The sequence below is a fragment of the Paraburkholderia fungorum genome (genome assembly GCF_902833645.1).
Classification (GTDB): domain Bacteria; phylum Pseudomonadota; class Gammaproteobacteria; order Burkholderiales; family Burkholderiaceae; genus Paraburkholderia; species Paraburkholderia fungorum.
Genome location: NZ_CADFGE010000016.1, coordinates 134,759 through 147,781, shown reverse-complemented (window position 1 = coordinate 147,781; position 13,023 = coordinate 134,759). Strand labels below are relative to the sequence as shown.

Here is a 13,023-nt window from a genome sequence, read left to right as displayed (position 1 = left end):
ACAGCACCGCCGTGCCGTCCTCATCGATTCAGAACAGATGCTGGATGCCTGAGGTCACCACCAGTTGCCGCCGCGTACTCGATGGCGACACGCCATAGATCTGCGCCGCCGCATGACGCCCCTGTTGCGCAACGCCAATCAGATAGAGCGTCGTGCGCCTGGATAGCGCGTACTCCGTGCCGAGGTTGATCTGATCCCAGCCTGGCTGCGCATCGCCCGTGCCAGTGCCCGAGTAGCGCCCATTGGTCCGGATGTAGGCCACACCGGTTTGCCAGGCCGGCGTGATCTGCCACGTCAGATTCGCCTCGTAGTTATCGAGCGTCAACGCGGTCGCGTCCAGATAACGGTACTGCGTTTTCGAGTACATACCACCCAATGTGAGCGCACCGAAGAACCGGTACGAAGCGCCGGCAAGCCAGATACGCTGCCGTTTCACCCCCGCTGTACTGGCGATGCTGCCAGAAAACGTATTCTCATAGTCGTCGTACACGCCGGCACCCGGCGCGCCCAATGCGCCGGCAGGTTGCGCGTCGGGCCGGTCCGCCTGCAGAAAGCCGAGGCCTGCCGCGAAGGGTCCACGTGTGTAAGCGGCGCCGGCGCTCATCAGGCGATTGTTCGCAAAGCCCGACGAACCGTCCGAGGCCGCTGCCTGATTGCTGAAGCCATAGGTCGCACCGAAACTCAGCCCGGCGAATTGCGGACTCGCGTATTTAACGGTGTTGCTAACCTTGAAGCTCGCATTGGTGTTGTCCGCATCGCCGACATGGGCGCCGATATAGCCGGCCCATGTCTCGTTGGTCGCGAAACCTGAGACCGTGTCGATCGTCGTGTCCCACTGCCGGCCCACCGTCACCGTGCCGAAACGATCGTCGGCGAGACCCACGTACGCGACATTGAACGCGCGACCCGTGCCGTGTCCGTTCTGGACATTGAACGGGCTCATCAAGCGGAAAATTGCGTGCGATCCGCCACCCAGGTCTTCGCTGCCGGTCATGATCCAGCGCGACGCCGTCAACTGCCCGCTCGTCGTCGACCAGTCGGAATGCCCACCGCTATTGTTCGCGTAGAGGATGCCCGCATCGATAATGCCGCTCAGGGTCACACTGCTTTGCGCATGAGCGGCGAGAGGCGCGCCGAGCAGCCATGCACAGGACGCAGCGACGAGCGTCATCCTCACGGTTTTTTCTCGTGATTTCAAAAGTACTCTCCAGATCCAGTTGTTTAGTTTTTTTGACCGGCGCTCACGCCGACGCGTTTATGACCCGGGCAGTCTCAGCACCGTACGAAAGCCGATGTGATTGGTGCCCATCGTCACGTCCTGCGCATGGCGCGCGCTCGGCCGATAGCGTTTGCAATAGATCGGCGAACAGAGAAACGAGCCGCCTTTGATCGTGCCGAGGTCCGTGCTGCGTGCCTTCGCCACCAGCGCGTCTTCGAGATCGACGTTCGGGTTCGGCGGCGGCTCGCTCACCTGTTGCGCATGGTTCTGCTGCCATGGGTCCTTCACCCACTGCCAGACATTGCCGACCATGTCGTATAGCCCATAACCGTTGGCCGGAAAGCAACCGACCGGTGAAGTCGACACGAAGCCGTCTTTCGCGGTGTTCTGAAACGGGAACGCGCCCTGCCAGGTGTTGGCCATCATCTTCGAGCGGATCGCGAAGGTGTCGCCCCACGGATAGGGGGTCGAGGTGCCGCCATGCGCCGCGTACTCGTACTCGGCTTCGGTCGGCAGATCGCGGCCACGCCACTTCGCGTAGGCCAGCGCATCTTCATAGGCGATATGCACGACCGGATGATTGCCAAGCCCGTCGATTGAACTGCCGGGCCCGGTGGGATGCCGCCAGTCGGCGCCGGGCACGAAATGCCACCACTGCATCGCACCGACCAGCAGGTCCCTGGGCGGCAGAAAAACCGTCGAGCCAGGCCGCGTCATCTCCGCCGGCAACGATGGATAGCGTTTCGGATCGAGTCCGCGTTCGGCGAGCGTCTTATAACCCGTCGCCGCAACGAAGCGGGCAAACTCCGCGTTCGTCACGTCGTAGCGATCGATCATGAAGCTGCCCACTTTGACACGCCGGGCCGGTGCTTCTTCCGGATAATCGCCGTCGGAACCCATCACGAAGCTGCCGCCCGGCACACGTACCTGATCGCTTTCCGACGATGCCGGCGGCAAACCGCTGAACGCCTTGCACGCCTGCAGGTTGCCGAGCGGCACGGCTTGCGGCGCCGCGCCGGCCGTCACAGTGGCCGCCAGCGCCGCCCGAGCGAGCACGACGCACACCATCGCTAGCCCATATCGCACGGTCGATTTCCGGATGTGCATGTTCATGCCCGCACTCCTCAGTAATCCATGCGTGGGTAAGACGTATCGCGCCACGTCTCGACAACGTTGTTCTGCTGCACGTATTGCGCCCACTCGGTCAGCATCTGCTCGAGGACTTCAGGACGCTTCGCGGAGAGATCGTGCAGTTCGGCGCGGTCGTGCGCGAGGTCGTACAGTTGCCAGTGGCCCTTAGCCTTGTCGTAGGAGTAGACCAGCTTCCAGTTGCCCTTGCGCAGCGCGTTACGTCCCATCAGCTCCATGCCGTACACGTAGTCGTCCACATGCACGCGCTTACGCTCGCCGGTCAGATAGGGTTTCATCGACATGCCCTGCATTGGCAGCACGGTGTGGCCGTGGAACTCGATACCAGGCTGCTGGATATTGGCGAAATCGAGGATGGTCGGCGTCAGATCCTTGACCGTGAGCACCTGTTCGCTCTTGCCCGGTTGAACATGCCCAGGAAACGAGACGAAGGCCGGCGAACGGATTCCGCCTTCATTCGTGTAGGCCTTGAAGAGGCGGAATGGCTGTGCGCTCACCTGCCCCCACGCCGGTCCCTCGAACACGAACGAATTGGCGCGGCCGATGTTGTCGAGCGAATTGTCGAAGGTCTGCGCGATCCATTTGGCGTTGCCGCTGTCCTCGTCCCATTTGTTGCCTTCCGGCCCGTTGTCCGACAGGAATACGATCAGCGTGTTGTCGTATTGACCGCTCGCTTTCAGGTAGTCGATCAGGCGGCCGACGTTACGGTCGAGATCGGCCACCAACGCCGCGTAAGCTTCCATCGTGCGGGCCGAACGTGCTTTCTCGTCGGCGCTCAAGGCGCTCCACGGTTTTGTGCCTTCGGGCAGCGGTGCGGGCTTCGCGTCGCTCGGCACGAGACCGAGGCGCTTCATCTTGTCGATCCGGCGCTGCGCGATCACGTCGTAGCCGACGTCGTAGTTGCCGCGCACTTTCTGCAATTCGTCGTCGGGGGCTTGCAGCGGCAAATGCGCCGCCGTATAGGCTGCATATGCAAAGAACGGCTTGCCGCCGCGCTGCGAATCCTGCAGATAGGCAATCAGCTTGTCGGTGTACGTCCGCGATGAATAGAAGTCGGCAGGCAAGTCGATCTTCTTGCCGTTCTCGCGATAGGTCGGCTCCGGCGCATCCGATGTGATCGTCATCACTTTCTGCCTGAAGTGCGAGGCGCCACCGTTCATCAACGCATAGGAGCGTTCGAAGCCGCGCTGATCCGGGCGCATGCCGTCGCTGCCGCCCAGATGCCATTTACCGGCCATCACGGTCCAGTAGCCGGCGTCTTTCATGATTTCCGGCAAGGCCGCCACCCGCTGATTCAGGCCGCCCTCGTAGCCGGGATGGTTGACCTCTTCGGGCGTCAGATGCGGCGTGATCATCTCCGCCATATTGCCGACGCCGGCGAGGTGATTGTCCATCCCGGACAGCAGCATCGAGCGGGTTGGTGAACAGGTCGGTGCGACATACATCGTGTCGAGCAGGCGGCCGTGCGCCACCAGTGCATCGAGATTCGGCGTGGCAATTTCGCTGCCGAATGCGCCGAGGTCCGAGCGTCCGACATCGTCGGCGACGATCAGCAGCACATTGGGATGCACGCCGGGCGCAGCAACCGCGCCAGCCGATGAGGATGCCGGGAGAGCCGCGTCCGCCGCGGACACGGGCGGCATCACGACGGTACACGCGCCGCCTACGAACGTTGCTGCAAGGATGGTACGAAAGCTCATTTGATCTCCATTTCCACGATGTCTTTTTTAAGCTCGAATCAAGTCTTGTCGCCGCGAGGATGTTACGGAACGCTTTACAACCTTGAGCGCCCTAACCGCTCAAACGCTTCACGGTCGCGCTGCTTGAGCTTCTTCGCCGCGAGCACGCCCGCCACCGCAAAAATCGGCAGCAACGCGGTCAACGCGTACGACACACCTGCGCCAGCACCGGTCAGCAGCGGAAAATTCGAGATTGCGAGCACCAGCACAACCGCCAGCGCGAGACCGGACAGCACCGGCAACACGCCCACGCGCATCACGCCCGCGTCGTCGCAACCGGTACGTCTGAAGAACACGAACACGGCCGCCGACGAAAGCGCCATCAACGCGATGATGCAAAGCGTCGCCACATTCGTGAGCCATGAGAACAGTGTCAGAACCGGATCGGCATGGGCGACGATGAACACCAGCACCACGATCGCGGCCACCGCCGTTTGCGCAAGCGAACCGATATGCGGACTGAGATGCACACGATGCGTGCGGCCAAGCGCTTGCGGCAGCAAACCCTCACGGCCAGTCGCGAAGAAGTAGCGCGACGCCGAGTTGTGGAAAGCCAGCAGGCCCGCATACACGCTGGTGATGAACAGCACGCTCATCGCCGCCGTCAGCGTCCTGTTGGCATAGTGATCGGAGAGCGTATAGAGGAACGTGGTCGGATCGCTCAACGCGGTGATCGTGTTGACGATCTTGTCGCTGCCCGCGCCAATCACCATGCACCACGCGGAGAACGCATAAAACACGCCGATCAGCAGCACCGAAATGTAAGTCGCCAACGGCACCGTGCGCTGCGGGTCTTTCGCCTCTTCGCTATAGATCGTGGTTGCTTCGAAACCAATGAAGCTGGCGAAGCAGAACAGAAAGCCGATCGCGGGCGTGCCGCTCATGAAGACGTGTGGCGTGAACGAGGCTGCATTGATGCCGCTATCGCCACCGCTCTTCAGAATCGCCAGATCGAGGATCAACACGACGATGTACTCACCGAACACCAGCAGCGAAAGCACTTTCGCCGACAGATCGATTTGCCGGTAGCCGAATACGCCGATGCTGGCCATCGCGGCAAGCGAGCAGATCCACCACGGCGTATTGAGGTTGAAGTGGGTGTGCAGGAAGTCCGAGGCCACCGCGCCGAACATGCCGTACAAACCGATCTGCATCGTGTTGTAGCCGAGCAGTGCGATCAATGCCGCCGCGCCGCCCGCGGTGCCGCCGAGACCGCGAGCCGTGAACGCATAGAAGCCGCCGGCGTTGGTCACGTGCCGCGACATGGCCGTATAGCCGGCGGAGAACATCAGCAGGATCACTACGGTAGCGATCAGCAAGGCCGGCGTGCCTGCGCCGTTGCCGAGCATGATGCCGATCGGAAAGCCGCCGGCGATCGCGACCAGCGGCCCGGCCGCCGAGATGACGAAGAAAATGATGAAGCCCAGTCCCAGCGCCCCTTTGCGTAACTCGGTGGACGGTGACGGTTCAGCGACGACATTCATAGTTTTGGCTCCTGGATTTTCCTTCGTCCGCGTCACGACGAAGTCGGGCGCAGCGCAAGTGTTGACGCACTGTAGAAAACCAAAAATGCTGAGCGGGAGCACAAATCGGCAACGCAGCACGAACCGGGGTTTACGCTTAGGCGCTGGTCACGCAGCCGATTGCGGACGTGCAAGATCAGGCGGGACGTGCGCAGGCACGTCCGCAAGCGGGAACCATTCATGGTGAAAATCCGCGCGGAGAATCGAACAGAACATCGGGCCGGCGGGCCCATTTGCTCGCGCGGGCCGTTAGCTCAGGCGCGGTGTCTGCGACGGCAATTCGCCGAACAGGTCACGATACTCACGCGCAAAATAGCCGAGATGCGTGAAGCCCCAGCGGCAAGCGGCATCGCCGATCAGAAGCTCTTCCGCGCTCGTCATACGTAACAGCCGATGCACCGCATTGAGCCGGATCGAACGCAGGTATTCGACAGGCGTCACATTGGCTACGCGTTGGAAACTCGTTTGCAAGGTTCGGCGACTGCAGCGCAGCGCGCGGCACAGATCGAGCACGGTGATCGGCTGTTCGGCGTTGTCTTGCAGAATGCGTTCGCAACGCCGCACGATGTCGCTATAGGTGGTGTGCGTAAGGTCTCGCGGCGGCGTCTGCGTCGCGCTTTCGATCAGGCCAAGAAGCACACTGATCATTTCGTCGCGGAATACCTTGGTCGCCGCGGGATGCGCAAACGCGGCCGCATTGCGCTCGGCAGCGTCGAGAAACGGTGCGAGCCGCTCACGCAGCATCACGCCCTGCTCATCGGAAAGCGCCAGTACACCGCCTCTTGCCTGACGGCTAGCGTGCTCGCCCACCATCACGCCCAGCAACTCATCCATCATGTCGGCGCCGACACTGATGCCGGCATAGTGCATCGACTCGGGCGTGTAGAAGCGAAACTCCTCGCCCGCGCCGAGCAGCAGCAGCGCGTAACCCTCCACGCGCCGCCCCTGAAACGTGCCGACGAGCGGCGCATACAAAGGCACCGCGATCGAAGCCAGACCGGCCGGCGAGACGCCATGCTGCGCCACACGGCGATTGGTGGTCTCGCGAAAGAAATGAAAGTCGTTCGAGATCGCCTGCACGAGCGTGCTCTGGAAGCGGCCCGGCGTCATCTGACGATAGACCTGCTCCCAGCCGCTCACGGCCAGCGAATGATCGTGCACGTCGGCAAGCGTGCTGATCCGGAAGTCCATGTCCCCTCCCGCCTACTTCGAACAGGCTACATTCATGCGATGACGGCCCGGCCTGTCGTAACGGGCGCCAACCTGGACGCAGGCGAAGACCGCGGCTCGCGGCGCCTCGTTCTGCCAATGAAGAAGCAATGTAATGCCAGGCTGGCGGATGCGGTTCGATTCAGAAAAACCGCGACACTTCCACGGATTCAGTTTCATCGCGCGCGGCCCCAACCTGGAATGCACCTGTGCATTCTGCAGCGCGCCTCAACACTTGACCAAGTCAATTATGCAAATTTCACTTCGTCGAAGCCGGCGGCCAGCGCACCGACTAGCGCGTCGAGCTGCCCCAATTCGACCACCAGCGGCGGCGACAGAATAATCTTCGTGCCGATCGGCCGCTTCAGTGCGCCGTGAGCGCGCGCCACTTCGGCCACCGCGTTGGCATAGCCCGGAGCCGGGTCGATCGGCTCGCGGGTTTGCTTCGACCTCATTTCGGCCGGGTGCTGCATCGGATGCCAGAAGGCGGAATCGTTCGTTCCCATAGTGCTTACTCCATTAAGTATGGTTCGCGTGCCCGCCCAGTTCAATACGCGAGCTTCAATGCGCGATGCACACGGACTTGGTTTCCGTAAAGCCTTCGATGGCGTACTTGCCGAACTCTCGGCCGATGCCCGACTGTTTGAAACCGCCGAACGGCATGCCAGGGTCGAGCGGTACATGGCAGTTGACCCACACAGTGCCCGCCTCCATTCGCGGCACGAGGTTCATCACGGTCTTCAGATCATTGCTCCACAGACTCGCGGCGAGGCCGTACTGTGAATCGTTGGCGAGGCGTAGTGCTTCGAGCGGGTCGTCAAACGGGACGACGGCGAGCACGGGACCAAACACTTCGTCACGCACGATTGCCGCGTCGTGCGGCACGTCGGCGATCACCGTGGGGCGCACGTAGTAGCCCGGCAGATCGACCGGCTTGCCGCCCGCAAGAAACTTCAGACCGGCTGACTGAGCGCGCGCGATGTGCTGATTAACGCGGTCGCGGTGCAGCGCGGAGACGAGCGGATTGATCTGCGCCGCCGGATCGAGGCCGGGTCCGAGCGTCATCGCGTTGGCGATATCGGCCAAACCGTCGGCCACCTGCCGGTACTTGCTGCGATGCACGTAGATGCGCGAGGCCGCGGCGCACACCTGCCCCTGGTTGAAGAAGCCGCCGGCCAGCGCACCCTGAATCGCCTGCTCGACGTCGATATCGGCGAGCATCACCGCCGGATTCTTGCCGCCGAGTTCAAGCGAGAAGCGCGTCATGTTCTGCACGGCGGCCGTGCCGACCAGCTTGCCGGTCGGTGTCGAGCCGGTAAACGAAATCTTGCTGAGGCCCGGATGCGCGGCCAGCGCGGCGCCGCATTCGCGGCCACCGGTGACGACGTTGAACACGCCGGCGGGAACGCCGGCCTCCAGTGCCAGTTCGGCCAGCCGCAGCGCCGTCAGAGGGGTTTCCGGCGACGGCTTGATCACGATGGTGCAACCCGCCGCGAGCGCCGGCACCAGTTTCCACACCGCGATCATCAGCGGGAAATTCCACGGCACGATGCCGGCCACCACGCCGATCGGCTCCTTACGCGTGAACGCCGTATAGCGTGTACCGGGCGGAAACGGGATCGACACGTCCAGCGTTTCGCCGGTAATCTTGGTCGCCCAGCCCGCCATATAGCGCACGTATTCGATCGTCGCGCCCACTTCCACCGCGCGGGCAATGTTGATCGACTTGCCCTGATTCAGCGTTTCGAGTTGCGCGAGGTCTTCGGCATTGGCTTCGAGCAGGTCGGCAAAGCGCAGCAGAATGCGTTCGCGATCGGCGGGACGCAGGCCGCTCCACACCCGCGCGTCGAACGCGGCGCGCGCATTGCTCACTGCGTGATCGACGTCGGCTGCGTCTGCATCCACTACCGTCGCGAGGCGCTCGCCGCTCGCCGGATTGAACACGTCCAGCCGGCGCTCCGAATGCGCGCGTTGCTGTGTGCCGCCGATAAACAGGCCGAAATCGCGTTGCACGAACGCGCGAACCGCGTCGCTGACGATAACCGTTGCATCGTTACTCATATCCGGGGTCTCTCGTTGGTGTCTTTTACTGACTGCGGATGGCCACGAGGCCATCGCGGTGAAGCATGGTGTCACGCAGTTTTTTCGACCGTTAGCGCAAATCGGCAGCGAGCCCGTGCATTAGGGAAAACATCTAATACTCGCGTGCGCTCAGGTGCACTCGGGTGCGCTCGATGACACGCTCACGGTTGCGCATACAGGCAACGCTCGAAAGCGTCTCGCTGCACGAATAGCCGTTCGGGCAGCAACACCGCTTCGGCTGCGTTGATCTGCAAGAACAGCGCAAAACGCACGCCATCGCTATGGCCGGCAATGGCGCAATTCGTTTCGACGAAACCGCGGCAAAAGCGCGGGTCGCCGGACAGAATGTCGGCGTCGTCATGCAGGCCGACACACCGCGCGCCATCGACGATGTTCCAGCTATCGGGCAAGCGCAGCAGAATGTCGGACACGTCTTCTTCACGCGAAATCACCGCGGCGAGCGCAGACGGCCGGCGTTGGAACCAGCGCGCGCCATGCCGGCTATCGGCGCGCTCCACCGCGACAGCGGCGACGGCATAAAGCAGCATCGAACCATCGGCCTCGACCGGTTCGACGCGCGCGCCCGCCATCGGCCAGGTGTCGATCATGGCTTCGGTCCTCTATAGAAAGAGCGCGCCGATCATCTCCGTGCGGCTCGACACGCCGAGCTTGCGGAACATGCGCAACAGGTGGGTTTTGACGGTGGGCTGCGCGAGCGCGAGCTCGCGTGCGATCTCCTTGTTCGACAAGCCGTTGCGCACGAGACGCGCGATCTGCTGTTCGCGATGCGTCAGGTTTGGACGGATATCGTTTTCGACCTCCGTGCCGTGGCGCGCGTGGGTGCGCATCGCCCGCTGCTCACGCAGCGCCGGCACCAGCGCCGCTTCCAGCAGCGGTTGCACTGCCCTTGCGTGGTGCTGGTCGTCCGCCGAGAACGCGGCGGCCGGCGCCATGCGCAGCAGTGAGAACGCCGCCGCCGGCCGCGTGCCCTCCGCGCCGGGGGCGCCGGGTGCGCCGGATGCGTCGTCTCGCAGCAAGACCTCCATCACATCGACCACCTGATGCGGATTCAGGAAGCGCCGCCAGTACACCGAAGCGCCGCGCACCATCTCGGGCAACTCGCCCGCGAGCGTGAGCACGTTGCCGGTCCGCGTCGAAAAACGCGACGGATGCATGGGATCGAGCGTGCAGTAACGCTGCAAATAGGTGCGATGCATCGTCTCGGTCATGCCGAACAGTTCGAAACCCGACGGCTCGTTATCCGCGCCGACCCAGTAAAAAACCGTTGCCGATGGCCGCAACAGTTGTGCGAGCGCGCTCACCGCAGCGCCCAGCGCGGGCATAAAGGCGCCTGGAGACGCGGCTGCGTCGCGGATCGTATTCAACATGGCGCTCTCCCGGTTCACCAGCTCCGGCCCATCGTACGAACGCCCAATTCCATGGCGTGAGCACGAATTGGCAAATCGACGCGGCTTGCCTGCTGAAACGACGGCTGAGTTGTCATCCTTTTGCCTGATTCCGCGTCGCGGCCCGCACGCCTAGACTCTGAATTCACGTTGCCTCCTTTCATCACACCAGATCACCTTCATTCATATTCGTAAGGAACCCATGTCCAGACAACGCACCGTCGTCATCACAGGCGCAGGCACCGGCATCGGTGAAGCCTGCGCGCGGCTGTTTGCTGCGCGCGGCGCACGCGTGGCGCTGATCGGCCGGCGCCGCGCGCCCCTCGAACGGGTGGCGCGCGAAACCGGCGGCCTCGCGCTCGACGGCGACGCAGCCAACCCCGCCGACTGGCAGCGTTTCATTGCGGCAATCAAGGCCGACGGCGGCGCTATCGACGCATTGATCGCCTGTGCCGGCGGTTTCGGCATGGGCGCCGCCACCGAGACCGACGACGCGGCCTGGTCCGCCGCCATGCGCGCGAATCTCGACACCGCCTTCGTCGCCGCCCGCGCCTGCCTGCCCGATCTGATCGAACAGCGCGGCGCCATCGTGCTGGTCGCCTCGATCGCTTCGCTCGCTGCGGGCCCGGCCGTATGCGGCTACACCACCTCGAAACACGCGCTGATCGGCCTGACGCGTTCGCTTGCGCGCGACTACGGCCCGCACGGCGTACGCATCAACGCGGTCTGCCCCGGCTGGGTCCGCACGCCGATGGCCGACGCGGAAATGCAGCCGCTGATGCAGCGCTATGACGAATCCCTCGACGCGGCCTATCAGCGGGTTTGCGCCGATGTGCCGTTGCGCCGCCCCGCGCAGGCGGAGGAAATCGCCGGCGTTTGCGAGTTTCTGGCGTCGCCCGCCGCGTCGATCGTGACGGGCGCCACCCTCGTTGCCGATGGCGGCTCCTCGATCGTCGACGTGCCGACCCTCGCGTTCGAACACATGTAAGCGAGGTCAGCGAGGCCTTAGCCCATCACGGCGGCCGACTCCGGCAAGGTCGCGCCGCCGTCGACCACGATGGTCTGGCCGGTGATATACGCGGCCGCGTCGGAAGCCAGAAACAGCATGGCCGCCGCGATATCCGCCGGTTCGCCCAGCCGCCCGAGCGGGATTGCCTGTTCGATGCGGCGGTTATGCGCGTCGTCGCCCAGGTTGCCCATTGCGGGCGTGCGGATCATGCCGGGCTCGACGCCGTTGACCGTGATGCGATGCTTCGCCAGTTCCAGCGCCGCCGCGCGAATAAAGCCATTCACGCCCGCCTTCGACGCCGCGTAATGCGCAAGCCCCGGATACGCCACACGTGGTCCGGTCACCGACGAGGTCGCCAGCATCCGCCCGCCGCCTTGCCGGATAAACGCGGGCGTCGCCGCCTGCGCGAGCCAGAAGAGCGCGGCGAGATTCACCGCGAAAGTGCGCTGCAAAATCGCGGGCGTAATCGCCTCGAAGGCAGTGAGCGGAAAATACGCAGCGTTATGCACGACCACGTCGAGCCTGCCGAAATCCGCCTCTACCTCGGCAACGAGATGCTCGATCTGCGCGTACTCGGCCATGTCCGCTGCGTAGGCACGCGCCGTGCCGCCCTGCTGCACGAGCGGCCGCGCCGCTTCCGAGGCCGCGTCGACGCGCAGATCCGCGATCGCCACCGAGGCGCCACGCGCGGCAAACGCCTCGGCAATGCCGCGCCCGATGCCTTGCGCGCCGCCGGTCACCAGCACGGCCTTGCCGGCGAAATCACGCACGCTGATCGTTTGCTGCGCGGCGCCGTTCATCGCGGATACCGTGTCACATTGAGCACTTCCGCAAGTGCGCCGACCGGGAAATTCGACAGCGAGTCGAACTGGCTGCCCCGGTAGCCAAAAATCTTGCCGTCGGTCTTCTTGCGTTCGAGGTCGATCATCACCACGCCGAGCGTCGGAATGATTTTTTCACGCCAGACGAACAGGTACAGGTCTTTGGCGATGGCGATGTAGTGGCAGCGATCCACGTCGGCGAGACCGGCTTCCACGCCCGAAAGGCATTGCCACGCATAGAAGTTGTCGTTCAGATAGACGTGCTCGTACTGTTCCGTCGCGCTATACGTGTACAGGTTGCGCATGCCGATCAGTTCGCGCGTCGGCTGATGCAATGCCGCTTCAGCGCCTGCCTGCGCACCCGCCTGTGCGCCCTGCGCCACGATCCTGCCGTGACGCAAACGCACCTGCACGCCGGTCAGCTCCAGGCCTCGCTCGACGCGCGTGAACGCATCGGTACGCGCTTCGCTTTCGTTCGGCAAGGTGCCGGCTACCGAGGTGCACAGGCCCTGCTTCACGTCGAGCACGTGACTCGTCGCTGCCGGCCGCGAGCCGTCGCCACCGCCGATGTAATCGACAAAGTAAATGCCGTCGCGCACCGAGGTGATCCGGCATTGGAATTGACCGTTGGATGTACGCACCACACCGGCGGAGACGAACGTCAACGTCTCGGCGGGGCTATCCGCGAATTCAAGCTGCAACGTGCGGCCAGTCAGATCGTCGACCGGCGGCAAGATGTGGCTGTCAGGTGCGAAACCTTCGGCCAGTGCGCCGACCTGGATGAAAACGGGTTGAGATGTCATGTCTGTATGGCTCCAGTAGTTCGATGATTTGCCGCGGCTAGGGCCGCCTCTAGCGAGGTGCCG

Annotated in this window: 11 protein-coding genes and 1 pseudogene; 1 reads left to right on the top strand and 11 read right to left on the bottom strand. The window is 63.5% G+C overall.

What is annotated here, in order from left to right; all coding sequences use genetic code 11:
- Nucleotides 1–28: 28 nt before the first annotated feature.
- From HWX91_RS35665 to HWX91_RS35625, 9 genes and pseudogenes are all read right to left on the bottom strand, one after another.
- Nucleotides 29–1,198: a porin gene (locus HWX91_RS35665; RefSeq protein ID WP_127837965.1), complete on the bottom strand. Its 1,170-nt coding sequence runs from the start codon at nucleotides 1,196–1,198 to the stop codon at nucleotides 29–31.
- A gap of 57 nt (nucleotides 1,199–1,255) precedes the next feature.
- On the bottom strand, nucleotides 1,256–2,332 hold the full coding sequence (locus HWX91_RS35660) for a formylglycine-generating enzyme family protein (RefSeq protein WP_244144180.1): 1,077 nt from the start codon (nucleotides 2,330–2,332) through the stop codon (nucleotides 1,256–1,258).
- An 11-nt stretch (nucleotides 2,333–2,343) separates the two neighbouring features.
- On the bottom strand, nucleotides 2,344–4,068 hold the full coding sequence (locus HWX91_RS35655) for an arylsulfatase (RefSeq protein ID WP_052660833.1): 1,725 nt from the start codon (nucleotides 4,066–4,068) through the stop codon (nucleotides 2,344–2,346).
- Nucleotides 4,069–4,142: 74 nt separating this feature from the next.
- Nucleotides 4,143–5,591 carry an APC family permease gene (locus HWX91_RS35650; RefSeq protein ID WP_028200045.1) on the bottom strand — a complete coding sequence of 483 codons (1,449 nt, stop codon included), beginning with the start codon at nucleotides 5,589–5,591 and terminating at the stop codon, nucleotides 4,143–4,145.
- Nucleotides 5,592–5,879: 288 nt separating this feature from the next.
- Nucleotides 5,880–6,821 carry a helix-turn-helix domain-containing protein gene (locus HWX91_RS35645; RefSeq protein ID WP_028200046.1) on the bottom strand — a complete coding sequence of 314 codons (942 nt, stop codon included), beginning with the start codon at nucleotides 6,819–6,821 and terminating at the stop codon, nucleotides 5,880–5,882.
- 266 nt (nucleotides 6,822–7,087) lie between these two features.
- Nucleotides 7,088–7,285 (bottom strand): annotated as a pseudogene (locus tag HWX91_RS35640) (aspartate aminotransferase family protein); the annotation flags it as partial.
- 115 nt (nucleotides 7,286–7,400) lie between these two features.
- Nucleotides 7,401–8,900 carry an aldehyde dehydrogenase family protein gene (locus HWX91_RS35635; RefSeq protein ID WP_028200048.1) on the bottom strand — a complete coding sequence of 500 codons (1,500 nt, stop codon included), beginning with the start codon at nucleotides 8,898–8,900 and terminating at the stop codon, nucleotides 7,401–7,403.
- A gap of 182 nt (nucleotides 8,901–9,082) precedes the next feature.
- The gene (locus HWX91_RS35630; RefSeq protein ID WP_051743593.1) at nucleotides 9,083–9,529 is read right to left on the bottom strand and encodes a hypothetical protein; all 447 of its coding nucleotides are present in this window, start codon (nucleotides 9,527–9,529) and stop codon (nucleotides 9,083–9,085) included.
- Between the two features lie 12 nt (nucleotides 9,530–9,541).
- Nucleotides 9,542–10,309, bottom strand: coding sequence for a helix-turn-helix transcriptional regulator (locus HWX91_RS35625; protein WP_028200049.1), 768 nt, complete (start codon nucleotides 10,307–10,309; stop codon nucleotides 9,542–9,544).
- A gap of 220 nt (nucleotides 10,310–10,529) precedes the next feature.
- Here HWX91_RS35625 and HWX91_RS35620 point away from each other — a divergent pair, with 220 nt between their 5' ends.
- Nucleotides 10,530–11,315 (top strand): SDR family NAD(P)-dependent oxidoreductase, encoded by a 786-nt coding sequence (locus tag HWX91_RS35620; protein WP_028200050.1) that lies wholly within the window; start codon nucleotides 10,530–10,532, stop codon nucleotides 11,313–11,315.
- A 17-nt stretch (nucleotides 11,316–11,332) separates the two neighbouring features.
- On the opposite strand, the gene HWX91_RS35615 is transcribed toward HWX91_RS35620, so the two are convergent.
- A complete protein-coding gene (locus tag HWX91_RS35615; RefSeq protein WP_028200051.1) occupies nucleotides 11,333–12,136 on the bottom strand; it encodes an SDR family oxidoreductase in 804 nt (267 codons plus the stop codon).
- A complete protein-coding gene (locus tag HWX91_RS35610) occupies nucleotides 12,133–12,960 on the bottom strand; it encodes a MoaF C-terminal domain-containing protein (protein WP_028200052.1) in 828 nt (275 codons plus the stop codon). Before HWX91_RS35610 ends, HWX91_RS35615 begins: the two co-directional genes overlap by 4 nt.
- Nucleotides 12,961–13,023: the final 63 nt, after the last annotated feature.

Excerpts from the sequence above, each read along its gene's own strand:
- HWX91_RS35660 (WP_244144180.1), bottom strand. The coding sequence starts at position 2,332 with ATGAACATGCACATCCGGAAATCGACCGTGCGATATGGGCTAGCGATG.
- HWX91_RS35655 (WP_052660833.1), bottom strand. The coding sequence starts at position 4,068 with ATGAGCTTTCGTACCATCCTTGCAGCAACGTTCGTAGGCGGCGCGTGT.
- HWX91_RS35650 (WP_028200045.1), bottom strand. The coding sequence starts at position 5,591 with ATGAATGTCGTCGCTGAACCGTCACCGTCCACCGAGTTACGCAAAGGG.
- HWX91_RS35645 (WP_028200046.1), bottom strand. The coding sequence starts at position 6,821 with ATGGACTTCCGGATCAGCACGCTTGCCGACGTGCACGATCATTCGCTG.
- HWX91_RS35635 (WP_028200048.1), bottom strand. The coding sequence starts at position 8,900 with ATGAGTAACGATGCAACGGTTATCGTCAGCGACGCGGTTCGCGCGTTC.
- HWX91_RS35630 (WP_051743593.1), bottom strand. The coding sequence starts at position 9,529 with ATGATCGACACCTGGCCGATGGCGGGCGCGCGCGTCGAACCGGTCGAG.
- HWX91_RS35625 (WP_028200049.1), bottom strand. The coding sequence starts at position 10,309 with ATGTTGAATACGATCCGCGACGCAGCCGCGTCTCCAGGCGCCTTTATG.
- HWX91_RS35620 (WP_028200050.1), top strand. The coding sequence starts at position 10,530 with ATGTCCAGACAACGCACCGTCGTCATCACAGGCGCAGGCACCGGCATC.
- HWX91_RS35615 (WP_028200051.1), bottom strand. The coding sequence starts at position 12,136 with ATGAACGGCGCCGCGCAGCAAACGATCAGCGTGCGTGATTTCGCCGGC.
- HWX91_RS35610 (WP_028200052.1), bottom strand. The coding sequence starts at position 12,960 with ATGACATCTCAACCCGTTTTCATCCAGGTCGGCGCACTGGCCGAAGGT.